21 protein-coding genes are annotated in these 22,800 nt (G+C 66.8%); 9 read left to right on the top strand and 12 right to left on the bottom strand.

Translation table 11 applies throughout. From position 1 onward, the window contains the following. Nucleotides 1-4: 4 nt before the first annotated feature. Together V6D40_RS09295 and V6D40_RS09290 are read right to left on the bottom strand one after the other, a co-directional pair. Complete coding sequence (locus V6D40_RS09295) at nucleotides 5-1,450, bottom strand: amino acid permease (RefSeq protein ID WP_334290079.1); 1,446 nt, start codon at nucleotides 1,448-1,450, stop codon at nucleotides 5-7. A gap of 6 nt (nucleotides 1,451-1,456) precedes the next feature. Beyond that, nucleotides 1,457-3,715 (bottom strand): ATP-dependent helicase C-terminal domain-containing protein, encoded by a 2,259-nt coding sequence (locus V6D40_RS09290; protein ID WP_334290078.1) that lies wholly within the window; start codon nucleotides 3,713-3,715, stop codon nucleotides 1,457-1,459. A gap of 25 nt (nucleotides 3,716-3,740) precedes the next feature. Between V6D40_RS09290 and thpR the strand changes: the two genes are divergently transcribed. Next, entirely contained in the window at nucleotides 3,741-4,307 is a 567-nt protein-coding gene (gene thpR, locus V6D40_RS09285) for an RNA 2',3'-cyclic phosphodiesterase (protein WP_334290077.1), read from the top strand. On the opposite strand, the gene V6D40_RS09280 is transcribed toward thpR, so the two are convergent. Beyond that, entirely contained in the window at nucleotides 4,304-5,002 is a 699-nt protein-coding gene (locus V6D40_RS09280; protein ID WP_334290076.1) for a hypothetical protein, read from the bottom strand. The two genes, thpR and V6D40_RS09280, sit on opposite strands and share 4 nt — an antisense overlap. A gap of 66 nt (nucleotides 5,003-5,068) precedes the next feature. On the opposite strand from V6D40_RS09280, the gene V6D40_RS09275 reads away from it, so the two are divergent. Genes V6D40_RS09275 through V6D40_RS09265 form a run of 3 tightly spaced genes read left to right on the top strand, consistent with a single transcriptional unit; the run spans nucleotide 5,069 to nucleotide 7,114 of the window. After that, nucleotides 5,069-5,722: an alpha-ketoglutarate-dependent dioxygenase AlkB gene (locus V6D40_RS09275; protein WP_334290075.1), complete on the top strand. Its 654-nt coding sequence runs from the start codon at nucleotides 5,069-5,071 to the stop codon at nucleotides 5,720-5,722. Nucleotides 5,723-5,733: 11 nt separating this feature from the next. Then, the gene (locus V6D40_RS09270) at nucleotides 5,734-6,441 is read left to right on the top strand and encodes an SDR family oxidoreductase (RefSeq protein ID WP_334290074.1); all 708 of its coding nucleotides are present in this window, start codon (nucleotides 5,734-5,736) and stop codon (nucleotides 6,439-6,441) included. 10 nt (nucleotides 6,442-6,451) lie between these two features. After that, nucleotides 6,452-7,114: a LysE family translocator gene (locus tag V6D40_RS09265; protein ID WP_334290073.1), complete on the top strand. Its 663-nt coding sequence runs from the start codon at nucleotides 6,452-6,454 to the stop codon at nucleotides 7,112-7,114. Here V6D40_RS09265 and V6D40_RS09260 read toward each other — a convergent pair. After that, complete coding sequence (locus tag V6D40_RS09260) at nucleotides 7,111-8,214, bottom strand: CapA family protein (protein WP_334290072.1); 1,104 nt, start codon at nucleotides 8,212-8,214, stop codon at nucleotides 7,111-7,113. The two genes, V6D40_RS09265 and V6D40_RS09260, sit on opposite strands and share 4 nt — an antisense overlap. A gap of 76 nt (nucleotides 8,215-8,290) precedes the next feature. Between V6D40_RS09260 and V6D40_RS09255 the strand changes: the two genes are divergently transcribed. Genes V6D40_RS09255 through V6D40_RS09245 form a run of 3 tightly spaced genes read left to right on the top strand, consistent with a single transcriptional unit; the run spans nucleotide 8,291 to nucleotide 10,056 of the window. Beyond that, on the top strand, nucleotides 8,291-8,578 hold the full coding sequence (locus tag V6D40_RS09255; protein ID WP_334290071.1) for an RNA-binding S4 domain-containing protein: 288 nt from the start codon (nucleotides 8,291-8,293) through the stop codon (nucleotides 8,576-8,578). Next, a complete protein-coding gene (locus V6D40_RS09250) occupies nucleotides 8,579-9,331 on the top strand; it encodes a VOC family protein (protein WP_334290070.1) in 753 nt (250 codons plus the stop codon). It abuts the gene before it with no gap. Continuing rightward, nucleotides 9,328-10,056, top strand: coding sequence for a hypothetical protein (locus V6D40_RS09245; protein ID WP_334290069.1), 729 nt, complete (start codon nucleotides 9,328-9,330; stop codon nucleotides 10,054-10,056). The genes V6D40_RS09250 and V6D40_RS09245 overlap by 4 nt, the downstream gene beginning before the upstream one ends. Here the strand turns inward: V6D40_RS09245 and V6D40_RS09240 are convergent. The 8 genes from V6D40_RS09240 to V6D40_RS09205 form a co-directional block, all read right to left on the bottom strand. Next, nucleotides 10,013-10,855 carry an alpha/beta hydrolase gene (locus tag V6D40_RS09240; protein WP_334290068.1) on the bottom strand — a complete coding sequence of 281 codons (843 nt, stop codon included), beginning with the start codon at nucleotides 10,853-10,855 and terminating at the stop codon, nucleotides 10,013-10,015. The two genes, V6D40_RS09245 and V6D40_RS09240, sit on opposite strands and share 44 nt — an antisense overlap. Continuing rightward, nucleotides 10,819-12,726 carry a M13 family metallopeptidase gene (locus tag V6D40_RS09235; protein WP_334290067.1) on the bottom strand — a complete coding sequence of 636 codons (1,908 nt, stop codon included), beginning with the start codon at nucleotides 12,724-12,726 and terminating at the stop codon, nucleotides 10,819-10,821. The genes V6D40_RS09240 and V6D40_RS09235 overlap by 37 nt, the downstream gene beginning before the upstream one ends. A gap of 31 nt (nucleotides 12,727-12,757) precedes the next feature. Further along, on the bottom strand, nucleotides 12,758-13,636 hold the full coding sequence (locus V6D40_RS09230) for a cutinase family protein (protein WP_334290066.1): 879 nt from the start codon (nucleotides 13,634-13,636) through the stop codon (nucleotides 12,758-12,760). 6 nt (nucleotides 13,637-13,642) lie between these two features. Then, nucleotides 13,643-16,909 (bottom strand): arabinosyltransferase domain-containing protein, encoded by a 3,267-nt coding sequence (locus tag V6D40_RS09225; RefSeq protein WP_442891912.1) that lies wholly within the window; start codon nucleotides 16,907-16,909, stop codon nucleotides 13,643-13,645. A 135-nt stretch (nucleotides 16,910-17,044) separates the two neighbouring features. Next, entirely contained in the window at nucleotides 17,045-18,961 is a 1,917-nt protein-coding gene (locus V6D40_RS09220) for a galactan 5-O-arabinofuranosyltransferase (protein WP_334290064.1), read from the bottom strand. Nucleotides 18,962-19,030: 69 nt separating this feature from the next. Then, nucleotides 19,031-19,207 carry a hypothetical protein gene (locus V6D40_RS09215; RefSeq protein WP_334290063.1) on the bottom strand — a complete coding sequence of 59 codons (177 nt, stop codon included), beginning with the start codon at nucleotides 19,205-19,207 and terminating at the stop codon, nucleotides 19,031-19,033. Between the two features lie 85 nt (nucleotides 19,208-19,292). Then, nucleotides 19,293-19,937, bottom strand: coding sequence for a response regulator transcription factor (locus V6D40_RS09210; RefSeq protein WP_070843762.1), 645 nt, complete (start codon nucleotides 19,935-19,937; stop codon nucleotides 19,293-19,295). Further along, on the bottom strand, nucleotides 19,934-20,611 hold the full coding sequence (locus V6D40_RS09205; RefSeq protein WP_334290062.1) for a sensor histidine kinase: 678 nt from the start codon (nucleotides 20,609-20,611) through the stop codon (nucleotides 19,934-19,936). Before V6D40_RS09205 ends, V6D40_RS09210 begins: the two co-directional genes overlap by 4 nt. A gap of 92 nt (nucleotides 20,612-20,703) precedes the next feature. Here V6D40_RS09205 and V6D40_RS09200 point away from each other — a divergent pair, with 92 nt between their 5' ends. Continuing rightward, the gene (locus tag V6D40_RS09200; RefSeq protein ID WP_334290061.1) at nucleotides 20,704-21,369 is read left to right on the top strand and encodes an ABC transporter ATP-binding protein; all 666 of its coding nucleotides are present in this window, start codon (nucleotides 20,704-20,706) and stop codon (nucleotides 21,367-21,369) included. After that, nucleotides 21,366-22,742, top strand: a complete 1,377-nt coding sequence (locus V6D40_RS09195) for an FtsX-like permease family protein (RefSeq protein ID WP_334290060.1) — start codon at nucleotides 21,366-21,368, stop codon at nucleotides 22,740-22,742. The genes V6D40_RS09200 and V6D40_RS09195 overlap by 4 nt, the downstream gene beginning before the upstream one ends. Nucleotides 22,743-22,800 lie beyond the last annotated feature (58 nt).

Below are 22,800 nucleotides of genomic sequence, written 5' to 3'. Positions count from 1 at the left end.
GTCGTTATTCCAGCACCAGCGACCCGTTAGCCAAGCCAGCGACCGCAAGGATCGAGCCGAGGAAGACAAGCGCGACCACAACCCACTCGAAGGTGTTGAACAGCCGCTCGCCCTTGGAGCGCTTGGTCAGGATGTAGGGCACCATGCCCGGCAGCACGGCGAGTGCGCCGAAGAGCACGTAGACGGGGTCCGCAGCGTAGATCAGCCACAGTGAGTAGACGAAGGCGATCGCGGCGACGACCAGCTGGCGGGAGTTGGTGCGCGGGTCGGGGCGGACCTCACCCTTCGTCGGGTCCTTTTCCGGACGCAGGGCGAGCAGCACGAGATACAGCGAGGAGAAGATGTACGGCAGCAGGTACATGATCGTCGCCAGCTGCACCATCGCGTTGTACGAGGTCTCGTTGGCGAAGAACACGATGACAAAGAACTGAATGACCACCGTGGAGATCAGCTGCGCGGTAAACGGCGCGCCTGCCGCGTTGACCCGGCCCACGCGGGCGGGCAGCAGGCCGTCGCGCGCCATCAACACAATCGGCTCGGCGCACAGCATCTGCCAAGACACGTACGCGCCCAGCACCGACAGGCACAGCCCGATCGAGATGAACACACCGCCCCACGGGCCGACCACGGCCTCGAGCACCGCCGCCATAGAGTTGTCCGGTAGCGCCGCGAGCTCCTCCTGGGTGAGCACGCCGTAGCTCAAGGTGGACACGGCGACGAGCAGGGCGAGCACCGAGAGGAAGCCGATGATGGTGGCGCGGCCGACGTCGGTGCGCTTGCTGGCCTGCTTAGAGTACACCGAGGCGCCCTCGATGCCGATGAACACCCACACGGTGTAGAGCATGATGCCCTGCAGCTGCTCAGAGAAGGTGAACTCGGATTCGCGGCCCCAGAAGTCCGCGGTAAAGGTGTCCCAGGAGAACCCGAGGAACGCCACCAGCACGATGAAGCAGACAATCGGCACTGCCTTGGCCACCGTGACCACCACGTTCATCACCGCGGCTTGCTTCACGCCGCGCGTCAGCGCGAAGAAGATCAGCCACGTCAGCACCGAGACCGCGACGGCGAGCACCCAGCGGTTGCGGAAGACGGGGAAGTAATAGCCGAGCGTCGAGAAGAACAGCGTGGCGTAGCCAACCTGCGCCATCACCGAACCCATCCAGTAGCCGAGACCGGAGGTGAACCCGATGAAGTCGCCGAGTCCCGCGCGGACGTAGGAGTACACGCCCGAGTCGAGGTGCGGTTTGCGCTGCGCCAGGATCTGGAAAACGAACGCGATGGAGAGCATGCCCACGCCGGCAATGAGCCAACCGGTGAGCATCGCGCCGGGCCCGGCGACGGAGCCGATGTTTTGCGGCAGCGCGAAGATGCCGGAGCCCACCGTCGAGCCGATAATCAGAGACACTAGCGCCCATACGGTCACTGTGTGCCTGCCCTGTGCAGTTGTCATGGCTGATTAATCTAACAGCTGGCGTTTGGTCCTCGAAGTCGCCTTTGCGCTCCACGGGTCTTCTGGCCACGGGTGTTTCGGGTAGCGGCCGCGCATTTCCTTGCGCACGTCGTGGTACGGACCGTCCCAGAAACTTGCCAAGTCGTCCGTCACGGCCAGTTCCCTGCCGGCTGGTGACAGCAGGTGGAAGAGCACCTTCACCCCGGCGATTTCAGGCGAGGCGGCAAGGCCGAAGCATTCTTGCAGCTTCACCCGCACCACGGGCCGCCCGGTGGAGTAGTCAATGACCGGGCGCGACCCGCTCGGCACCTTCAGGCGCTCCGGCGCCAGCATGTCAAAGTCGGCCGCCTCCGGCCAAGGCAAGTTCCGCATGAGCGCCGCGCGCATATCCAGCTTGGACAGCGGCACCCCCTCAGCAAGTTGCAGCAGCTCGGGGGAGTAGTCGCCTTCGGCGACATCGGGCCACGGCTTGCCGACGGCACCGTGCACAAAATCGAGCCGCTGCTTGAGATGCAAGGCGGCGTCGTCAAGCACGAAGCCCTCAAACGCGAACCCCTCGAGCGCCGCCATGGCCTGGTCCGGGGAAAGGCGCACCGGCGTGGAGCTCAGCTCGATGGCGCCAACGGCTTTGACTTTGCGACCTTGAAGTTTGTCGCCGGTAACGCTTGCGCGGTAGGTCTCCTCCACGCGCTCGGCGGGCAGTACGGTGGCCGCACCCGCGCGGATCACCGCGCCTTTCGCCGTGCGCTGCACCTCAGCTGCCGCGAACCACTCGGGCGCGCCCACCTGGGTAGCAAGCGCCGGGTCGAGCTTCGCGCGCGTGCCGCTGGCCAACAGGTACTCGTCGCCGGTGCGGTTCGCCACCCACTGCGGGAACGCGGCCGAAACCACCTCGCCCGCGGCCACCGCTGGACCCGGATCCGCGAGCCGCGCAAGACGCTCGACCTGCCGTTTCGGCGCCTGCGCGCGGGCGAGATCGCCGCCTACGCCTTCTGCAATTGCGGCCACGGTGGGTGCCGCGCCAGAGCCCAGGTGCACCAGCGCAGCGCCCAAGCGCGGGTCGACGGGCATCGCGGCCAGGCGGGCACCGAGCGGAGTGATTGCGTAGCCGCTGTCGTTTCTATCCAGCGCGCCGAGGGCGGCGAGCGTGTCCTCGGCCTCCGCGTACGCCGCGGCCGGCGGCGGGGTGAGCAGCGGCAGGTCGGGAGAGCCCCACGCGTTGATAGTCAGCGCCGCGCCGGTCAGGTCGCTGGTTGTGATCTCCGGGGCGATGTCGGCGCGGAAGTGTTGGTAATCGGATTGGGAATACGCCCGCACCACGTCACCCGGTCCGAGGCGCCCCGCGCGGCCCGCGCGCTGATCGGCGCTCGCCTTCGACGCGGAGACCGTAATCAGGCCGGTCATCCCGCGCGCGTCGCGGCGCGGCTCACGAGACAGGCCCGCGTCCACCACGCGGCGCACTCCCGGCACCGTCAGCGAGGATTCGGCGACGGCGGTGGCCACGACCACCGGCGCGTCGCCGTCAAGCGCTTCGTCCTGCTCGGCGCTGGTCAGCCTGCCGTGCAGCGGTACCGCGCCGGGCGTCGCCTGGCACACCAGCTCCACCTCGCGTACGCCGGGTACGAAGACCAAGGTGCGCCCGCCGTGCGCGCCCGGTGCGGCGGCAAGCTCGGCCACGTGGCGGTAGAACTCGCGGGTGCACTCCAGCCGGCCCGGGTGCGGCGCGTAGCTCACCGCAACCGGGTGCGCCTCCGCGGTGGTGGACACCACGGACGCACCCATGTGCGCCGCCACCGCCGAGGCGTCCAACGTCGCCGACATCGCCGCGAGGTAGAAATCGTCCCGGAGGATCGCCACTTCCATGCACATGGCGAGCACTAAGTCGGTGTCGAGCTGGCGCTCGTGGACCTCGTCGATAACCACCGCGTTCACCCCGTCCAGCCCGGGGTCTGCCAGCAACCGGTTGAGCAGCACGCCGGGGGTGACAAACTCGACCAGCGAGCCGCGGGTGCGCTCCCCGCGGATGGCGTAACCGGCAAGCCCGGGCTCGCTCATCGACGCCAAGCGCTTGTGCGCGGAGCGCACCGCCACCCTGCGTGGCGCCGTCACCAGCGTTTTGCCGTGCGCGTTCGCCACCGCCGGCGGCACGAGCGTGGTCTTACCCGTGCCGGGCGGGGCCTCAACCACCACCGGGCCGCGTGGCGGCAGCTGGTCGATCACGCGGGCGACGGGCAAACCACGCCCGATTCGTTCCAAGTCAAACATTGCGATCCAAGGTACCTTTAGGGGCATGAGACGCCTGTTCGCTGCAATCGTCCCACCCGTCGAGGTTCGCGAGCACCTGGTCACCGCGCTGCGGCCGATCCGGGACGGCTTCGGCACCGAGTCGCGGTGGACCGACCCGGATAACTGGCACATCACGCTCGCGTTCTACGGTTCGCAGCCGAACGACGCAGCGTATGTCACCGACGTTCTAGCCCAGGCCACGGCCTGGGCTCCTTCATTGGAGCTGCAACTGCGCGGCGCCGGTTGTTTCGACCGCCGCACCCTGTGGATCGGCGTCGGCGGCGACAAGGCGGGCTTGAAGGAGCTGATGGCTGATTCGCTCATTGAGCCCGACGTGCGCGGCCGCCAGCGCGCGCACCTCACCGTCGCACGCACCGGCACCCGCACCAGGGACTTTTGGCTTCTCGACGACCACGCCCACGCCCTGTCCATCTACTCCGGACCGCGCTGGACCGTCGATGAAGTCCACCTCATGGAATCCCACCTTGGCCAGGGCCGCTCCGGAGGCCCGAAGTACGAGGTCGTCGACACGTTCTACCTGCGCGGACCGGCGCGCCGGCAGGCCAGCTAGCCCCGCATGTTGGCCAGCGCCTGGCGGTCCGCGATCGATTGCCAGGCCGCCAGATTCTCCTGCTCCAAGGAGTTGCCGGCCACCGTCTCCTGCGGCTGCGTCGTGGGCACCAAACGGCCGCCGTCAAGCACGAACGCCTGGTGCGTCAGCGTTGTCGACGTCGCCTCGTACTGGTTAAGACCCGTGGTGTAGGGGTCAACGAACACCATGTAGCGCACGCCCTCTTCGCCGCCGGGGCCATCAAGAAGCACGTCCTCGGTCGCTTGCACGGCCGAGCCGTCCCAGTACAGCACCTTCACCGGCGATGGGATATTCACGGTGTTGGCCTTGAGCAGCACTTCGTCCGCGCCGTCGCCGGTGATGTCCACGACCGCGTACTCGTACGTGCCGTTGGTCTCCTGCTGGAACTGCGGCGGGAACGGGAACTGGTTCGGGTGGTCCAGCACCGCGGAAAAGGCGCGGTACGCGTCACCGCCGTCGGCAGGGGTCCCGCCGGCTGCGGCATCGGCGGCCGGGCTCTCGGTGACCGTGTCGGTCGTCGTCGCCGTGGTGGTCTCAACCTGGGTCTGCGTCGCCGACGTTGTTTCCGTCACCGTTTCCGGCGCCGCCGTCGCAGACGTTTCGGTGCCCGCGCAACCCGCGAGCACCAAGGATGCAGCCGCGAAGGCTGCCGCGATGGTTCGGTTTCGGTGCATTAGCTTCTCCTTGGTCCGACGTGACCCGCCAGGCTAGTGGAAAGCTGCGGGAATAGGCTTAAAGCCATGCTTTTCGACGCCCTCCCGCGCGACCCCGCCAACCCCATCCCTGGGGTAGTGCACCTGCCGAACTTCCTGCCGCTGGAGCAGCAGGCGGCGCTGGTTACGCAGGCCCGTGGGATAGCGAGGCAGGTCGCGGGCACGCCGGTGGCGATGCGCAAGCCCGTGCTCGCGAGCGGGCAGATGAAGGCGTGGATGCTCTCGCTCGGCTGGTACTGGCAAACCCAGCCGTACCGGCTCGTGCAGGAGGTTGGCGGCTACGCGGTCCCGCCGGTGCCGGAGAACTTCCAGGCGCTGGCGAGTGCGGTGATGGATGTGGCGCGGGGCGTCGATAAGCAAATAGGCCTCACACTGAAGGTGGAGACCGCGCTGGTGAACTTCTACCCGCCTGGCGACGGCATGGGGTTGCACGTCGACGCGGAGGAGGAAAGCGATAACGCCGTGGTCAGCCTCTCCATCGGGGAGGAGACGGTGTTTCGCATCGAGGGCCCCGACGGGCCAGTCGACCTGCTGTTGATGTCCGGCGATGCGCTCGTGTTCGGCGGGCCCGCGCGCCGGGCGCGCCACGGCGTGAAGGGGGCGAGGCCCGGCACCGGGCCGGAGGGCACCGGCCTGAAAGATGGGCGGATCAACATCACGATGCGCCAGGTGCTCCGGTAACCTCTGAAACCGTGAACGAGAAGAAAGTGGCCGTGGTCACGGGCGGCTCCGCCGGCATTGGCGAGGCCGCGTGCCGGGCGTTGGCGGCGGACGGTTGGCACGTCATCGTGGCGGCGCGCAGAATCGAGCGCTGCGAGATGATCGCCGACGAGATCGGTGGTCAGGCGTGGGCGTTGGATGTGGTGGATCAGGGGAGCGTCGATAAGCTGAAAGCCCTTCCGCGCGTGGACCTGCTGGTCAACAACGCGGGTGGGGCGAAGCAGCTCGACCACCTGAAAGACGCCGACGCGGCCGACTGGGAGTGGATGTACGAGACGAACGTGGCCGGCACGATGCGCGTGACGCAGACGCTCTACCCGCAGCTGAAGGCGGCGAAGGGACTGGTGATCAACATCGGTTCGATCGCAGGCACCGACGCGTACCCCGGCGGCAGCGGCTACAACGCGGCGAAGCACGGTCTGCGCGGGCTCACGCGCGCCTTCCGCCGCGAGGAGGCGCCCGACATCCGGGTTTGCGAGATCGACCCGGGGCGCGTGAAGACGGACTTCTCGCTCAACCGTTTCGCCGGGGATGCCGAGCGCGCCGCCAAGGTCTACGAGGGCAAGCTGAACTTAAGCGCCGAGGACGTGGCGGAGGCGATCCGCTGGGTGGCGTCGCTGCCGGCGCACGTCAACATCGACACGCTGAGCATCATGCCGGCCGACCAGGCGGAAAGGTAGCGGTACGTCCATGACAGCATCTGCGTTCGCCGCCCTGCTCGGCGTGTGGTTCGCCGCGATCATGAGCCCGGGCCCGGACTTGTTCCAGATCATCCGTATCGGTGCGCGCGACCGCGCAGCCGGCATCGCGTGCGCGCTCGGCATCTCGCTGGGCAACACCGTGTGGATCACCGCCTCGCTTTTGGGCTTGTCCGCCCTCGTGCAATCCGCGCCGCAGGTGCTCGCCGTGCTGCAGGTCGTTGGCGGGGCGTACCTCACCTACATGGGCATCGGGGCGCTGCGCGGCGGGTTGGCGGCGCGCCGGGAAGCAGTGCGTACCACCGCAGGCAGCACCGGGGGTGCCGGAGACACCCCGCCCGCCCCGCCGGCGCGCACCCTCACACCGGCCCGCGCGTTCGGCCTCGGGGTGGCGACGAACCTCTCCAACCCGAAGGCGCTGCTGTTCTTCGGCGCGATCTTCGCCCAGTTCGTCCGGCCCGACATGGGCTGGCAGTGGATGGTGGCGATTGCGGTCACGCTCATTGTCACCGGGCTCGCGTGGTTCACCGGCTTTGCCGTCGCGGTTCGTGCGCTCGCCGCGCCGATCCAGCGATACGGCTACGCCATCGACATGGTCACCGGTGTCATCTTCGTGGCGATCGGTGTGTGGATGGTCTACAGCGGCCTTACCTAATCCAGGTATTCCACGATCTCCACGTCTGGCCCTAAGCGTTCGCGCAGCTCGGCGAAGGTGGCGGCGACGTCGATGTACTCGTGGGCGCGGACAAGCGGCAGCACCTTGTGCTCATACGAGATCGGCGGGCCGACGGTGTAGGTGGGCATAAACCGGATGCGGTCGAGGGTGACAGCGCCGTCAGCACTTCGGGTGAACGCGAACTCGCCGATGCCACCCACCTTCGTGCGCTCGTCCCACTGCCCGTGCAGGAAGTTGCCGTGCGACCACCACACCGGCGTGCCGCCTGCGACAAGTTCAAAGGGCTGCACCACGTGCGGGTGTCCGCCGAGCACCAGATCAGCACCCGCGTCGACCGCCGTCTGGGCTGTGTCGCGCTGGAACTGCACGGGGAGCGGCTCGTACTCCTCGCCCATGTGGATCATCACCACCGTCATATCCACGTCGTCGTCGAGCGCCGTGATCTCGTCCGGCATCGCGTCGTCGATGAGCGCGACCGAGTACTCGCGGCCCTCCGGCACCGGGATCCCGTTCGTGCCATAGGAGTAGCCGAGAAAGCCGACCTTCACCCCGTTGACGTCGATGACGCGCGGGGTGGCCTTGTCCTCCCACGAGTCGTACCCGCCGGCGTACAGCATGCCGCGCTCACGCAGGTTGCTTACCGACGCCACCACACCGTCCCCACCGCGATCCAGTGTGTGGTTGGTGGCGTTGTTCACGATGTCGACGCCCGCGTCCTGCAGCGCGTCCACGATCTGCGGCGGGGCGTTGAACGCGGGGTAGCCGGAGAGCCCGAACTCGGCGCCGGCGACCGGGACCTCCAGGTTCCCGGTGGTGATGTCGGCGTTCTGCAGGTAGTCGCGCACCTCGTCGAACATTGGCCCGAAGTCGTAGCCCTCGCCGCCGGCGTAGCGGTTGGCAGTGTTGTAGACGTCGCTGTGAATCAAGATGTCGCCCACGGTGCGGATGGTGAAGTGCACCGGCTCGGCGGCGGGTTCCGCTGTGGTGGTGAGGGTGGCGGCCGGCTCCGGCGCGGGGTCGGGAGCGCACCCGGTGAGGCCAAGCGCCGCGGCGCAAAGCCCCGTGAGCAGCGCCGGCACGGCAAGCTAGTGCATACGTAAGGATTCAACCGGTCTTCAACTGGCGCCGCAACCTATCTGATTTAGACTAACCGGCATGCATCTCGAGGTGCCGATCAGCGGCGATTCCATCAAACTCGGCCAGTTCCTCAAACTGGCAAACCTCGTTGAATCCGGCGGGCACGCCAAAGAACTCATCGAGGCCGGTGAGGTGTCGGTCAACGGCGAGGTAGTCACGTCGAGGGGCTTTTTGCTTCACGACGCAGCGCTGGTCGCCATCGGCGACACCCAAGCAACCGTCGTCACCGACACCGACGGCGGCGACTACTTCGACGAGGCGACCGCCGACGACGATTTCGACCCGGAAAAGTGGAGGAACATGTAAATGCCCGCGTTCGAAGCCGTGCCCGGCATGCCGTACTGGCAAGACCTGATCACCACCGAGCCGCAAAAGGCGGCGTACTTCTATTCCAAGGTGCTCGGCTGGGAGGTCAGCCGCGACGAGTACCGCCTAGCGCGCAAGGACGGCCTGCCGGTTGCCGGCATCGTCGCTGCCGAGGAACAGCTGCAGGAGTGGATCCCGTACTTCCTGAGCGGTGACGCCAACCGCGTAGAGAAGCTGGGCGGCCAGGTGCTGAGCAGCCAAGACGTCTCGCTCGGTCGGCTGACGGTGTGCGCCGACCCGCACGGCGCGGTGTTCGGCCTCATGCAGCCGGCGGGCGAGGACAACTTCGTCGCCGCCGGCGAGCCCGGTGTGCCGGTCTGGTACGAGTACGTCGGGCCAGACACTACCGCGGTGGACTTTTACGGCGAACTGTTCGACTGGGAAGTGCGCAACGAGGGCAACTACTACGTGGCCTTCAAGGACGGCGCACCGTTTCTCGGCATGGAGATTGGCGCTGAGCCCGACGTGGCGTTCTGGCAGATTTTCTTCGGCGTGGAAGACATGGCTCGCGCGCTGCAGCTGACCCAGCAGTTCGGGGCGACCTACGTCACCGAGCCGGTGGATAGCCCATTCGGCGTTGCGCTGTTCATCGAAGACGCGGTCGGCGCTGGTTGCCACCTGTGCGAGGTGGAGGTCCCGCAGTTCGAGGAGATCAGCGAGGCCGATTCCATCCTGAACCTGGACCTGAAATGAAGCGACTCACCGCCGCACTATCAGCCGCCACGGCCGCGGCGCTTGTGATCACCAGCGGGGCAGCGCCCGCGCAGGCCGTCCACGTGGACCCCTCCTACCTGCGGGAGCGCACCGCGCTTGCCGTCGTCCACCCCGACGGGCGGATCTCCATGTCCGCGGACGGGGAGGAGCCGCGCCCGGCGCTGTCGCTGGCCAAGCTTTACCTGGGCTACTACGTGCTCTACCACGGTACGAGCGAGGAGAAGGACCAGGTAGAGAAGATGATCGCGTCGTCGAACGACGCGATCGCCGGCAAGCTGGACCGCGCGTACCCCGAGGCGATCGACGAAATTGCTTCCGATTTCGACCTCACCTCAACCGCGCGCGCCGGGGGGTGGGGCAAGACGCAGACGTCCGCTCGGGACATCGCGACGTTTATCTCCGAGATTCTTTGGGACCCGGTAGCCAAACCCCTGTTCAGCGGCATGGAGCACCAAGACAGCGTGGCCGCGGACGGGTTCATTCAGGGCTTCGGCACCGCACGGATCGAGGACGCGGAGGGCTCCAAAATGGGCTGGACCGACGACCGCACCAGCGGCACCGGCAGCGTGTCGTGGGGCAAAACTGGCGGCGACACCTGGGTGGCCTCGGCGCTGACCTACGGCAACGCCTACCAAAACACGGTTGACGTGCGCAACGGCATCAAGGAAGTCGACGATTCGCCGAAGAAGAAGGAGCGCTCGTAGCGCGCAGGAACTCGGCGACGTCCCGCACCCTGCGGCGCGACTCGGCGGGCGTGGCGATGTAGTGGGTGGAGTGGTACTCCGCAACACCGCTGATCTCCGGCGGTGTTGCCACCTCATCGCGTGTCGCCACCTGTACCAGCACCGCGCCTTGGCGAGCGTGCGCTGGCACGCCGGTGGGAAACGTCAGCGCGTACGCGCCCGCGCCTTCCGGCACAAGCGGGGCGGTCTCGCCGAACGCCCACACAGCTGCTGCGCTACCTGACTCATCGGCGGCGTGCGCCAACGCCGCCTCCACAGCAGCTGCGTCAAGTGGGTTGTCGACGTCGATGATCGTCACACCGGAAAGTTCCGCGGTGGCAGCCACGTCCGGGCGCCACGCGTAGTCGCGGGCAGTGTCCGGCCCAGCGTAGAGCGTCACGGCCCACGCGCCGGTGGGCTCAGACGGGACGAACACCTGGCCCCATTCGCTCGTCTGCACGTCCACAGCGCCGGCGTAGGCGACACCAGGCATTGTGTGGTCGACGGCCGAACCCAGCATCAGCATCGAGGCGTGCGTGATGCGGTCGGGCAACAGCGCCAGGTAGTTCGGGGCAGACGAGTCGTAGGTGGACTCGATGTAGCTGACCAGCTGGTCGAGCTGGAGAGCGTCGGGAAGCGAGCGCTCCACTCCTCCCACCTGGAAGTGCTCACCGAGCTGCTCGTTTTCCGGGTACTGCTCGTCGGGGCCGCCCTGGCGCAGCGGCTGCGGCGAAACCTCGCCCGCTACCAAATCTTCACCCGGTCCTGCGGATCGATCCACATCGCGGAGCCCTCTTCCACGTCGAAGGCCTCGTAGAACTCGTCGACGTTGGAAGCGATCACGTTGCAGCGGAACTCGTTGGGGGAGTGCGGGTCGATCGCGAGCAGCTGTGCCGCCATCTCGGGGCGCGCCTTGGAGCGCCACACCCGCGCCCAGGCCAAGAAGAGGCGCTGGAACCCGGTGAACGTGCCGTCCAAGTCGCCGAACGGCTTCGCCTCGCAGTCTTCCAGGCCGTTATCGGCGAGGTAGAGCTTGTACGCTTCGACCGCGATGCCGAGGCCGCCAAGATCGCCGATGTTCTCGCCCAAAGTGAACTCGCCGTTGACGCCGCTGACACCTTCCTCGCCCGCGAGCACGCTCGGCACCAGGTCCTGGAACTGGCCGACCAGCTTCGCGGTCAGCTCCTCGAACGCGGCGCGGTCGGCGTCGGTCCACCAGGAGTTCAGGTTGCCCAAACCGTCGTAGCGCGAGCCCTGGTCGTCGAAACCGTGGCCGATCTCGTGGCCGATCACCGCGCCGATTGCGCCGAAATTCTCCGCGGCGTCGGCCTCGGGATCGAAGAACGGCGGCTGCAGGATAGCGGCGGGGAAGGTGATGTCGTTGACCACCGGGTTGTAGAACGCGTTGACGGTCTGCGGGGTGGAGACCCACTCGTCGCGGTCGGCGGGTTTGCCGATCTTCGCCACCTGGTAGTCGTGCTCGAACGCGGAGCCGGCGCGCACGTTGTCCAGAAGATCGGCGCCGTTTTCAAAAAATTCGAGCCCCTCGAAGCTGCGCCAGCGGTCCGGGTAGCCGATCTTCGCGCTGAACTGCGCGAGCTTCTCCAGCGCCCGGTCCTTCGTGCCGTCGCTCATCCAGGGCAGTTTGGTGATGCGCTCGCGGTACGCCCGCACCAAGTAGGCAACCAGCTCGAGCATCGCGCTCTTGTGCGGCGCGGGGAAGTGCTTGCCCACATACTCCCGGCCAATCTCCTCGCCCACCAACGATTCCGCCAAGCCCACGCCGCGCTTCCAGCGGTCGCGCTGCTCCGTGGCGCCGGAGAGGCGGGTGCCGTAGAACTCGAAGTTCGCGCGCGAGATCTCCTCGGTGAGCAGGCCGGCGCGCGAGCGCAGGACCTTCCACACTGCCCACAGCTGCCAGTCCGCGAGCGTCTCCGGGCGCAGCATCTCGGCGAGCGCGTCGGTGTAGGAGGGCATTTGGTTGATGAGGCGCCCCGTCGACAAGCCTGATGCCCCAAGCATCACCTGGATGATCTCCGGCAGCTCATCCAGCTGCACCGGGTTGTAGGTGGCAACCGCGTCGCGGGCGCGCACCACGTCCCAGTGGCTGGCGGCCAGCTGCGTCTCGTGGGCGACGATGCGGCGCGCGGCAACCGCCGGGTCGAGCCCCATCAGGTACTTCGCGTCGATGAAGGTGAGCATGCGGGCGACGTGCTTTTCGTAGGCCGCAAGCGTCTCGGCGTGCTGCTCCTCGCGGTAGTACGCCTCGTCCGGCAACCCCAGGCCCGACTGGTAGAGGTAGGCGACGGCCGTTTCACCCTGGGAATCTTTCTCCACCCAGTAGGTCAGCGGCGCGCCGACGCCGGCGCGCTCCAGCTCGCCCAAGTTGCGGGCGAACTCCTCAATGTCCGCGGCCGCGATCTTGGCCAAGTCGGCCTCGAGTGGGGCGGTGCCCGCGGCGTTGACCGCCTCGGTGTCCATGAAGGAGCGGTAGAGCGCGCCGCCCCGGCTGTCGGATTCCTTCAGCAGCTCGTGGACGTCCGCCTCGGATTTGTCGCGCAGGGCGTAAAACGAGCCGTCGATCCCGCGATCAGCGGGGATGACGTGGTTTTCCACCCAGGCGCCGTTGACTAGTGCGAAGAGGTCATGCATGAGTCCCAACTCTAACCACTTCGCGTAGTGCTTAGCGGTTGGCGTGGGCGACAATCCAGTCCGCCGCCTGCTGCGGCGCGAAGGTGGAGTAACCGCCGTGGGCGCCCATGCCGGTCACGACGCTGACGGAGTCGGTGCCGAGGGTGCGGAAGATGGCCTGGAACTCGCCCAGCGGAATGCGGCCGGCGCTGACGTGGGTGCGCAGCGCGGGCGCGACCAGCGGGCGGTGCGCCTCCTTCATGGAGCACACCAGGTCGTCGGGGCGGCAGATCTCCAGCACGCGGTCTGCAAGCTGGCCGTAGCCGCCTTCGAGCTCACCGAGCGCGCCGACGGAATCGGGGGAGGTGCCCGGCGACAACGTCGCCCCGTTGTGCCCCTGGTACGGGTTGGCGATCAGCGCGACCCCGTCGATGCGGTCGGCGGCGACCGGCCCGTTTCCGTACGCGATATCGCGCGTCAGGCGAGCTGCCACGTCAGCGCCGAGCGAGTAGCCGGTGAGGCTGAACTTGGCGTTCGGGCAGGCGTTTGCAAGCTTTTCGACGGTCCCCCGCGTCACCCCGTACGCCTCTGCCGACGCCGCGTAGTACGGGCGGTTGGCAAACGCCAGCGAGTTGTATGACACCCACAGCGGCTGCGTCTGGCCGGCGGTCGCGCCCTGGACCAGAAGGCCGGTGGTGAGCACCTGGCCGCCGTGCGGCAAGAACGTCGGCACACCGGCAACCGTGTTTGCCCCGCCCGGCACCGCAATAAGGTAACGCGACTTGCAGCCCTGCTGGTTAAGCAGCGGACCGGTGTTGTCCGACGAGGTGATCGGCGCAGGCATGGTCTGCGCGCTCGCGGCCGGGGCGAGGACTGCGGACAAAGCGGCGGCAACAGCTGCGGCAGCGGCGGCAAGCTTGGCAAGTTTCATGTGGGCCTACTCATTCGGGTTGCGGATCTTCATCGGGCCAGGTGTCCACCAGCCCCACCTTGAGACCGTTGTGTAGTCAACATCCGCCTCGACGGGAGCAGCACCCGTGGAATCGGTGCGCAGCTCGTACTTGGCGATCGAGCCCCAGTCGCGCTGCCAGTCATTCCGCAAGTACCCGGGAACGTCGTAAGAATAGTTGACAGCTTCGGCTGTAGCCAAGGCTCCGCCGCCAAGGAAGTCCTGGAAGCCGGAAAGCTGCTGCTTGCCGGGAGCGTCCGGCATGATGCGGAACTGCGGGATCTCGGTCACGCCGGCGTAGTGGTTGAAGGTGCGCTGGCAGGGGTACTGGAAAGCGACCGTCCAGTCCAGAAGACCCGGGGTGTCGGAGTCGATGACCTCGGTCATGGGCTTCAGGGTGGGGTTGCGCAGCGGTGTGACAGCCAACCAGTCCCGCTCGGAGAAGGAGGCGTCCTCGGCGACGAGGCGGACCACGTTCGCCTTCTCCGGCAAGTCCGCGACCGGCACGTTCACGTTGCGCCACTGGCCGGTGGGGCCCGGGTCCAGCATCTCGCGTTCGCCGAGGGAGGTAACGGTGCCGTCGGCAAGCAGCTGCCCGTACTCCAGCGCTAAGTCGGTGCCTTCCTGCTCGACGCCGTTGATGTCGTGGTGGGCAATGCGGCCCGCCACCGAGGCGACCAGAAGCGGCGCGTCCGGGTTCGCCTCGGGCAGCTCGAACCACACGGTTTCAAGCGTGGCCTTGTGCGTCGGATCGTCCTCGAACGTGCCGGCAACCGGGATGCGCTGGTAGTCCAGGTTGAACGGCAGGCGCACCGTGGAGCCGTTGACGCCGCGCATGCTCGACGGGCGGTTGCCCTGGGTGTTGACGCGCGAGGTGGACTGCGCCTCGTCGGCAGTCTCGTTCTCGGGCTGCTCTGCGGCTTGCGCGTCGGTCTGCGCCGAGGTGATTACGTCAGTGGTGTTCGCGTTCTCGGACGCGATGTAGGCGGGCACGCCGTCCGGGGTGAACCCGGTGTTCTCGCCGGCGTCCAGCGAACGGCCCAGCGGTACACCGCCGACGGGGGTGAGGAAGGAATCGTTGGTGTCCTGCTCCAGCATCACGTCGCTGGCGAGCGCGCACGAGTCACCCTTGAAGGTGCGCACGTTGCCCATGCCGACCGAGTACGCCGGCGCCTGGGAGACAAAGGCCTTGATAAAGGTGAGGCAGGAAAACGCCACCATCAGTACCGCCAAGACGGCAATCGGCGCACCCATCACTCCGGACCAGCGGCCGGCGTCCACCCGCGCTTGGGCGTCGAACTCGTCCGCAGCGCCGAGTTGTGCGGCCTCGGCGCGCCCGGCGTTGTGGCTCAACGACTGGAAGATGCCGATCAAGAGCACCACTAGGGTGAGCGCCAGCATGATGGTGTTCGCCTCCACCGCCTTGTACTGCACGGTGCGGTCCCACCACGGCACGCCGAAGGAGGACACGTACCACCAGCCGTTCCAGCCGGCGAGGGTGAGCGACATCAAAAACAGCGCGGCTGCTATAGCGAAGGTGCGGTTGCGCTTCGACTGCAGCGCGAACTGGGAGAGCACGACCGCGCCGAGCGCCGCCACCGCGCCGCCGAGGCCCGCGTAGATGCCGAAGTGGTGGGTCCACTTCGTCGGTGTGAACATGAGGAAGAACATCGACAGCGCGAGGATGATCACCATGCGCTTGGTCGGCCCGCTCGAGGTGCCCGGGATGGTTTTGTGCTTGGCAAAACCGGCCAGGATCAGCACCAGCGAGAAGATCAGGACGAAGACGGGGAAGCGGCGCTCCATCGATGCGTCCACCGTCTGCTCGAACAGCGTGGCGTAGCGAACCCACTCGTCGTACCAGTTCAGCGCCGGCCCGACCTCGGCTCGCACTGAGGTCGCCTCGATCACCGCGGCGAGCGTTTGGTCCTTGAACACCGGCACCATGACCGCCATGCCGGCGCCCAGGAAGGGAGCGATAAACGCGGTGGCTGGGGCGATAGCCTTCTTCCGGCGCAGCGTGCGGAACACCGCCGGCAGGCACACCAAGAACACGCCCACGGCGCTCAAGCCTGTCGGGCCGCAAGCCAACGTGAGTGCTGCGGTGATCGTGCCCACCGCTGCCGGCAGCAGCCGGTCGGTGGCGATTGCCCGCTCGAACAGGGCCCAGGTGACGACGATACCGCAAGCGATGATCGGCTCTGGGCGGGTGCCGTTGTTGTACGGCAGCCAGAACGCGAGGAAGACGAACGCGGCAGTCCAGTACGCCACGCGCCGCTTAGCGACGACCTCCCCCAACTTCGGCAGAATCTCCCTGGACAGGATCCACCAGGTCAACAGCCCGGCGATGAGCGTGGGCAGGCGCATCCACATCGAGGCGGTGCTGACCTTGGCCAACAGCGCCAACGTGTCGTAGAACGGGGAGCCGAAGGGGGCCTCGGGCACGCCGTACCAGCGGTAGTAGTTGGCCATGTAGTCCGAGTCGTTGGCTACCCGCGCCATGGTGAGCAGGAATCCGTCGTCCGAGGTGTTCGCGCCGAAGACGTGCCAGAACAGCAGCACAGCGACCACGAGGGCGTCCAGCGGGCGGAAGGTGCGCCACTGCTCGCCGAAGAACGGGATTGACCTGCGGTTGAGGCTGTCCAACCGCCCCAGCGCCCAAAGCCCCGCGAGCGCGGAGATCAGGCCCGCGATCATGGCGAACATCTTGACCGCGGAGGGAGTGGAGGTGAAGCGGGAGTTGATGTCGATGTGGGCGGCGAGGCCGGCGTCGATAAGCAACTGCTCCGAGGCCGGATCCAGCTCGGTGTAGAACCCTGTGAACTGCGCCCGGTAGTCGTCCTCCGCCTCTTCCTTGTGGGAGGTGCCGGGGATGCGCACCGTCATCGCCTCGTGCGTCTGGTGCAACTCGAGCTTGGCGTCATCGGGAAGCGCCTGCACCTCGGCAGGGGTGAGCTCGAAGACGACCTCGTTGAGCGAGGAGACCACGAGCCCGCCGCCGGGGGCGGTGATGAACAGGCCGCGGTCGAACGCCTCTTGGGAGGATTCCGGCAGAGTGCCGAGGATGACAGACTCGCCGGGGCGCAGGTGGTCAACCGCGGCGACCGGGACCGTGATCTCAACTTCCTGCGGCGCGAGCGAGATCAGCGGCGCGTTGACCGCCTGGATCGAGTTGTTCTGCGGCCAGTCGAGCGAAGACTGCACCTGGTTGACCGGCAGCAGCGGCACCAGCACCAGCAGCAGGAAGGACAGCATGCCGGAGACAATGGCGGTGCCCACCAGGGAGCCGGGCGCGCGACCATGCGACGTGCGGGGTGCGGGGGTAGAACGAGGTTCGACGATTGTCACGATTACAGCACTCTACTTTCTTACGTCCTGCGCGCTTTACGGTCACTTGCGGACGACGACGACGAACGGGCCGAACTGCTCCATGTCCCACTCGTTGGCGCCGAAGGCTTCTGGGTTGAAGAACAAGCCCTCGTAGCGCACGTTCGGCTGGCTCGGGTAGATGTCGTGCGCGACGTGGGTCTTCAGCGGCGTCTTGTTCTCCAGGTCGCCGCGGAAGATGAAGGCCTCCGGGGCGCGCCACTGCGACGCGTCGATTGCGGAGGTGAGCTCCTCCGGGTCGCTCTCAGACAGACGCGCCCAGTGCACCAGCTCCTCGTTGCGCCTGTCGAACTCGCCGAGCGGGTTGGCGTAGTGGCTGGTGAACGCGTTGAACCCGTAGTAGGGGTTGTAGGCCATGAAGTTAATCTCGTCGGTGTAGACCACGGCCTCGTTCGGCTTGCGGCCGTGGTCGCTCAAGTACTCGACGATGTCGCCGTAGTACCTCGCCGCGTCAGGCGGGAAGCGGTCGGCGCGCTCGCCGTAACCGTCGGTGTCGGCGTACGCCTGGTCGATGTACTTCTGGTTCTCCGCGGGGATCTGCTGCACGTAGTACAGGGACCCGGCGCCGACGAGGACGATGAACGCGGTGAGGATGCCGCGGTGGCTGCGCTCGGAGAAACGCCCCGGGTAGAGCAAGTCGATGCCGGTCAGCTGCGCTTCCGCGATGCCGAGGACACCGGTTGTGGCGAAGATGAGGATGACCAGCACTTCGACGCGGAAGCCGAGCAGCGACGTGCCCAAAAGCGTGGCCGCCATCGAGCCCATCGCCCAGATGTAGCACATCAGAAGCGCGAGGCTCAGCGCCGCAACTTCCATGTCGCTGATGCGCAGGATGATGAACACTAAACCGATCAAAGACAGCGCACCGATGATCGAGATGCTGAAGAACGGCATGGGGAAGTACGTTCCCTCAACCGGCAGGAAGTGGTTCGCGGTGGAGTGCGCGTCGTATTTGCCGCTGAGCAGTTTGACCAGGTACGGGCCCCACGCGGTCAACGCGATCGCGATCGAGGTGAAGCCGACGATCATGAGGCGCTTGATCGGCAGCAGCGAGTGGCCCGTCCAGAAGTAAGCCACGATCGCCATCACCACCACCGTCAGCGCCATGATCGCGGTGAACAGGGTGTAGAACGTGGCTGAAATGCCGAGGTAGCCTGCAAGCGCCCAGGTGGCGAACCAAGAGCCGTAGAGCGCGCGCTGCGCCGCGATCGCGGCCGCCGGGAACAGCATGGCGACGATCGCGGCGTACGGCTCCTCCGGCACCTCTGTGAGCACGACCGCGACGGTGACCATCGAGATGGCCGCCGCCACCGGCAGGGATCCAGTGATCCGCCGCCAGATCGGGGTGAGCATGGCCGCCACCGCCGCCAGCGACGTCAGCGCCCACGGCTGGTAGACCTCCCAGCCCGGCATATCCAGCACGCCCGCCATGCGGCCGCCGAGCCAAAACCAGCCGAGGGGGTAGAACGTGGGCAGGTCGACGTAGTTCATGTCCGCGTACGACGGCGCCTGCGCCATGCGCGTGAGGAACTGCGAGCGGAAGCCCTGGTCGACCTGGATACCGTCCAGCCACAGGCGGGTGGCAGTGAGCGGGATGCCTGTCGACGTCACCACAATTGCCGCCGGCGCCAACGACACGACACTCTCAACCAGGAGGTTCTGGTGCTCGCGGACCCACAGCAGGCAGCACCACACCGCCAGCGCGATCACTACCAACGACGACACCGCGGCCAGCGACTTCGTCATCATCGAGGTGTTGAACGCCGGCAGCGACAGCGAGTGGAGCACGAACCACGACGCAAGCGCCAGAACGCCGCCGAGCACGAGATAGCTGACCGCGCGGATCACCGTTTGCTTGGCGGACAGCTTGTCCGGGGCATACTCGATGACCCGCATTTCGCGGGAAACTGCGGTTGTCATGCCCATTAGTTTCGCACATGCCCAGCGCGCCCCCTTGCTGGAAACGGGGGCGTGCCGGGCTTGAGAAGGTTAGAAGCTCAGGCGGCGCATGATCGGCGCCGGGATGAGCTGCAGCGCGGTCGAGATGGGCCAGAACAGCTTGTGCACGAACACGAAGCGCTCGCCGCTAAGCGCGGCGTCGACAGCTGCCTGCGCCACATCTTCCTTGTTCACGGTCAGCGGCGCTTCCTTCAAGTCCGCAGTCATCTTGGAGGCGCCCACGAGCCGCGCGCCGCGCGGTACGCCATGATTGCCGCCGCCGGCAAGAAAATGGCCACCACCGCCGCGTACGCTACCCAACTCCACGTTCTGCCAGGTACATCAGGATTGCGCGCACGCGCCGGTTGTCCTCGTCGGGGGTAAGTCCCAGTTTGGAGAAGATACTGGAGACGTGCTTCGCCACCGCCGCGCCGGAGAGGTAGAGCTGCTCGGAGATCTGAGCGTTGGACAGCCCCTCCGCCATGTGTTCGAGCACCTCCATCTCGCGCGGCGTGAGCGTGGTCAGCCAGCGCGAGCTCGCGGCCATGAGCGCGCTGGCCACGTCCGGGTCGATGACCACCCCGCCGGACGCCACGGTTTCGCACGCCTGGATGAAGTCTTTCACCTCCGCGACACGATCTTTCAGCAGGTAGCCGGTGCCGCCGTCGCCGCCGGAGAACAGTTCCCGCGCATAGGCGGGCGCGACGTACTGCGACAGCACCAGCACGTTGACCGGGCCGCGCTGGCGCAGCTCCAGCGCGGCTTGCAGGCCGTCGTCGCGCATGTTGGGCGGCATGCGCACGTCCGTGATCACCAGGTCGGGCGCATGCGTATCGACGACCCCCTGCACCCGATCCGCACTATCCACCTGCGCCACAACCTCGTGGCCGCGCCGGGTGAGTAGACCAGCGACGCCTTCCCGCAGCAGTGCGGAGTCGTCCGCGATAACAATCCTCATGGCGCAATCCCACTTTCTCCTCGGAACAACAGCAACGGAATACGGGCGGTGACGGTGGTCGGCCCGCCGTCGGGCGAGGTCATTTCCATCGACCCGCCGAACGCCGCGATCCGCTCCTGCATGCCGTCGAGCCCGCCACCGGGGGTGATGCGCGCGTTGCCGCCGCCTTGGTCGGTCACCGAGATGTTCAGGGTGTGGTCGCAGGTCACGAGCACGCTGACGGGTGCCTGTGGTGCGTGCTTCGCGGCGTTGGTGAGCGCTTCGGCGGTGAAGAAGTAGGCGGCTGCGGTGACGGAGTCGTCGATACGCGGCAGTTCGTGTGGTGCACGGACCGTGACGTGCGGGCCGTACTGCGCGGCGGCTGTCTCGATCGCGGCGATGAGCCCGTGGTCCGACAACTCCCGCGGGTGGATGCCGCGCACGGTTCTCCTGAGCGCATCGAGGCCGTTGCGGAGGTCGCGGGCGGCGTCGTCGAGAAGCGGCGAATCAACGTCGAGTCTGGCCTCGCCGAGTTTCATCGCCGCGGCCACGAAGTACTGCTGCGCGCCGTCGTGCAGGTCGCGCTCGATACGCAGGCGCTCCACCTCGTACGCCTCCGCAATCTTGCGCCGAGAGGCAGTGAGCTGGTGGATCTTGGCGGAAGCCCGCTGCTCGTGGTTCCTTCGTTGCCGCATGCCCGCGAGCGTAGCGGGGTAGAGCTAGCACTACCCATATTCGGGAGTCAGGGCCATAGTGCTTCACGACGACCACCTGTGAAATAGAAACCATGCTTGAACTCAGAGACATCACAAAGTCATTCCCCCAGCAGCGGGTCCTCGAAGGCATCAGCCTGACGGTGGGCGACGGCGAATCCGTGGCCATCATGGGACCTTCGGGCTCCGGCAAATCGACCCTGCTGCACTGCATGTCCGGCGTGCTCGTGCCCGACCAGGGCGAGGTGCTGTTCGACGGCCACGATGTGGCCGCAATGAGCGACGCCGAACGCTCGCGCCTGCGCCTCGAGCACTTCGGCTTCATCTTCCAGGACGGCCAACTGTTGCCCGAGCTGACCGCCACCGAAAACGTTGCCCTGCCACAGATCATGCGCGGGGTGGCGCGGTCGCAGGCGCACAATGATGCTGTGGACATGCTCACCAGGCTGGGCCTGGGTGCCTATGTGGACCGGTATCCGGGGCAGCTCTCCGGCGGTCAGGGGCAGCGCGTGGCCATCGCGCGTGCCTTGGCCGGGCCGCCGTCCGTCGTGTTCGCCGACGAGCCAACCGCGGCGTTAGACCAGGCCACCGGCCACGAAGTCATGCAGCAGATCGTGGCGGTGTGTCAGAAGTTCGGTGTGACACTCGTGGTGGTCACGCACGACCCGAAGATCGCCGACTGGTGCAGCCGCCGCGTTGAAATTCGCGACGGCCTGATCCACTCGGAGGTGGCGCGATGAGTGCGGTGACGTTGATGCGGTCGGCGGTGTCGCAGACAAGCGAAGGGCGCTCGCAACGGCAGATCGGCGAGCGCTGGGTTCGTGCGCTGTCGCTGGTCGCGGTGACGGTGGCGACGTGGATGCTGTGCACACTCATGGGCGGCACCTGGATGTTCGTGGCGCGCAACATGCACCCGCATGAAGCGCTCGTGGAGGTCGATCCGATCTCACTGGAGTACGTGTTCCTTGCCTTGTTCGCCAGTGTGCTGCTCGTGCCGAGCCTGTTGGGGCTGCTCACCCAGGCCGCGCGGGCGAACCTCGGCGGGCGCGAGGAGCACCTGGCGGCGCTTCGCCTCATCGGCGCGACGGCTGGCGAGGTGCGCGGGATGATGATCCTGGAATCGCTGCGCCAGGCCCTTGCCGGACTGGTGCTCGGCTCGGCGCTGTACGTGCTCACGTGCCCCGCGTGGAGTTTGCTGACGTTCCAGGAAAAGCGTGTCGGCACCTGGGAGATGTTCACTTGGTGGGTCATCCCCGCCGCGTGGATCGTGGTGTTGGTCTTGGCCGCCTGTTCCGTGTGGCTTGCTTTGCGACGAGTCGCCGTGACCCCACTCGGCGTGACCAAAAAGATCCCGCCAAAGGGGCAGAGCTGGATCACGCTGGTGTTGTCAGTGGTTGGCGCGGTGGTGCTGTACCGCGCCCTGGGCTCGATGAACATCGCGCCGGGCGCCGACGCGGCGGCATACGCCGCGATGCTGGTCGTCGCCGGCGGCATTCTCACCGTCAACGCGCTGATCGCCGTCGGCATCATCCAGCTGCTCGCGCGGCTGAGCTACCGGGTGCCCGGGGCTGCCAACTACGTAGCCACGCGCCGGGTGGGCCGGGGTGCCAAAACCACATGGAAGCGCGTGACCGCGCTCTACTTCGTGGCGTTTATCGGCGGTGTTGGCGGTTGGTTCTCAGCGGTACCTGAAATTGACGAAGCCCCTGCCCTGAAGATGATCGCGGGTGATATCCCCTCCGGTGTGGCTATCACCGTGGTCTTCGCGGCGGTGCTGATGGTGTCGTCCACTTTGCTCACCCAGGCGCTGAGCGTGGTGGAGCAGAAGCAGCTGACCAAGTCGTTCTACTTCATCGGTGCGCCCGCGTCCTTCCACACCAAGGTGGCTGCCCGCGAGGTTGGGGTGCCCATGCTGGTGGTGGCGCTGCTCGGGTTCGGGATGGGCAGCCTGATGGGCACCGTCATGGTCTTGGTCCACGTCAATGTGATGGACAAGTTGGTGCTGTTCGGCGCGCTCGTTGTGGTGGCGCTGGTCGGTTGCGTCCTGGCGGTGCTGGGGACCGGCCGGTTGCGCGAGAAAGTGCTGCGCGGGATGGGCCGGGCGAACGACTAGGAAAAGTTCGCTGGCGTGGATCGGGAATGTGAACAAATTCGATCGGTAATGAAAACGG

It is taken from the genome of Corynebacterium sp. Marseille-Q4381 (assembly GCF_036881695.1).
In the GTDB taxonomy this organism is placed as follows: Bacteria; Actinomycetota; Actinomycetes; order Mycobacteriales; family Mycobacteriaceae; genus Corynebacterium.
This window is presented reverse-complemented; position numbering and strand designations above follow the sequence as displayed.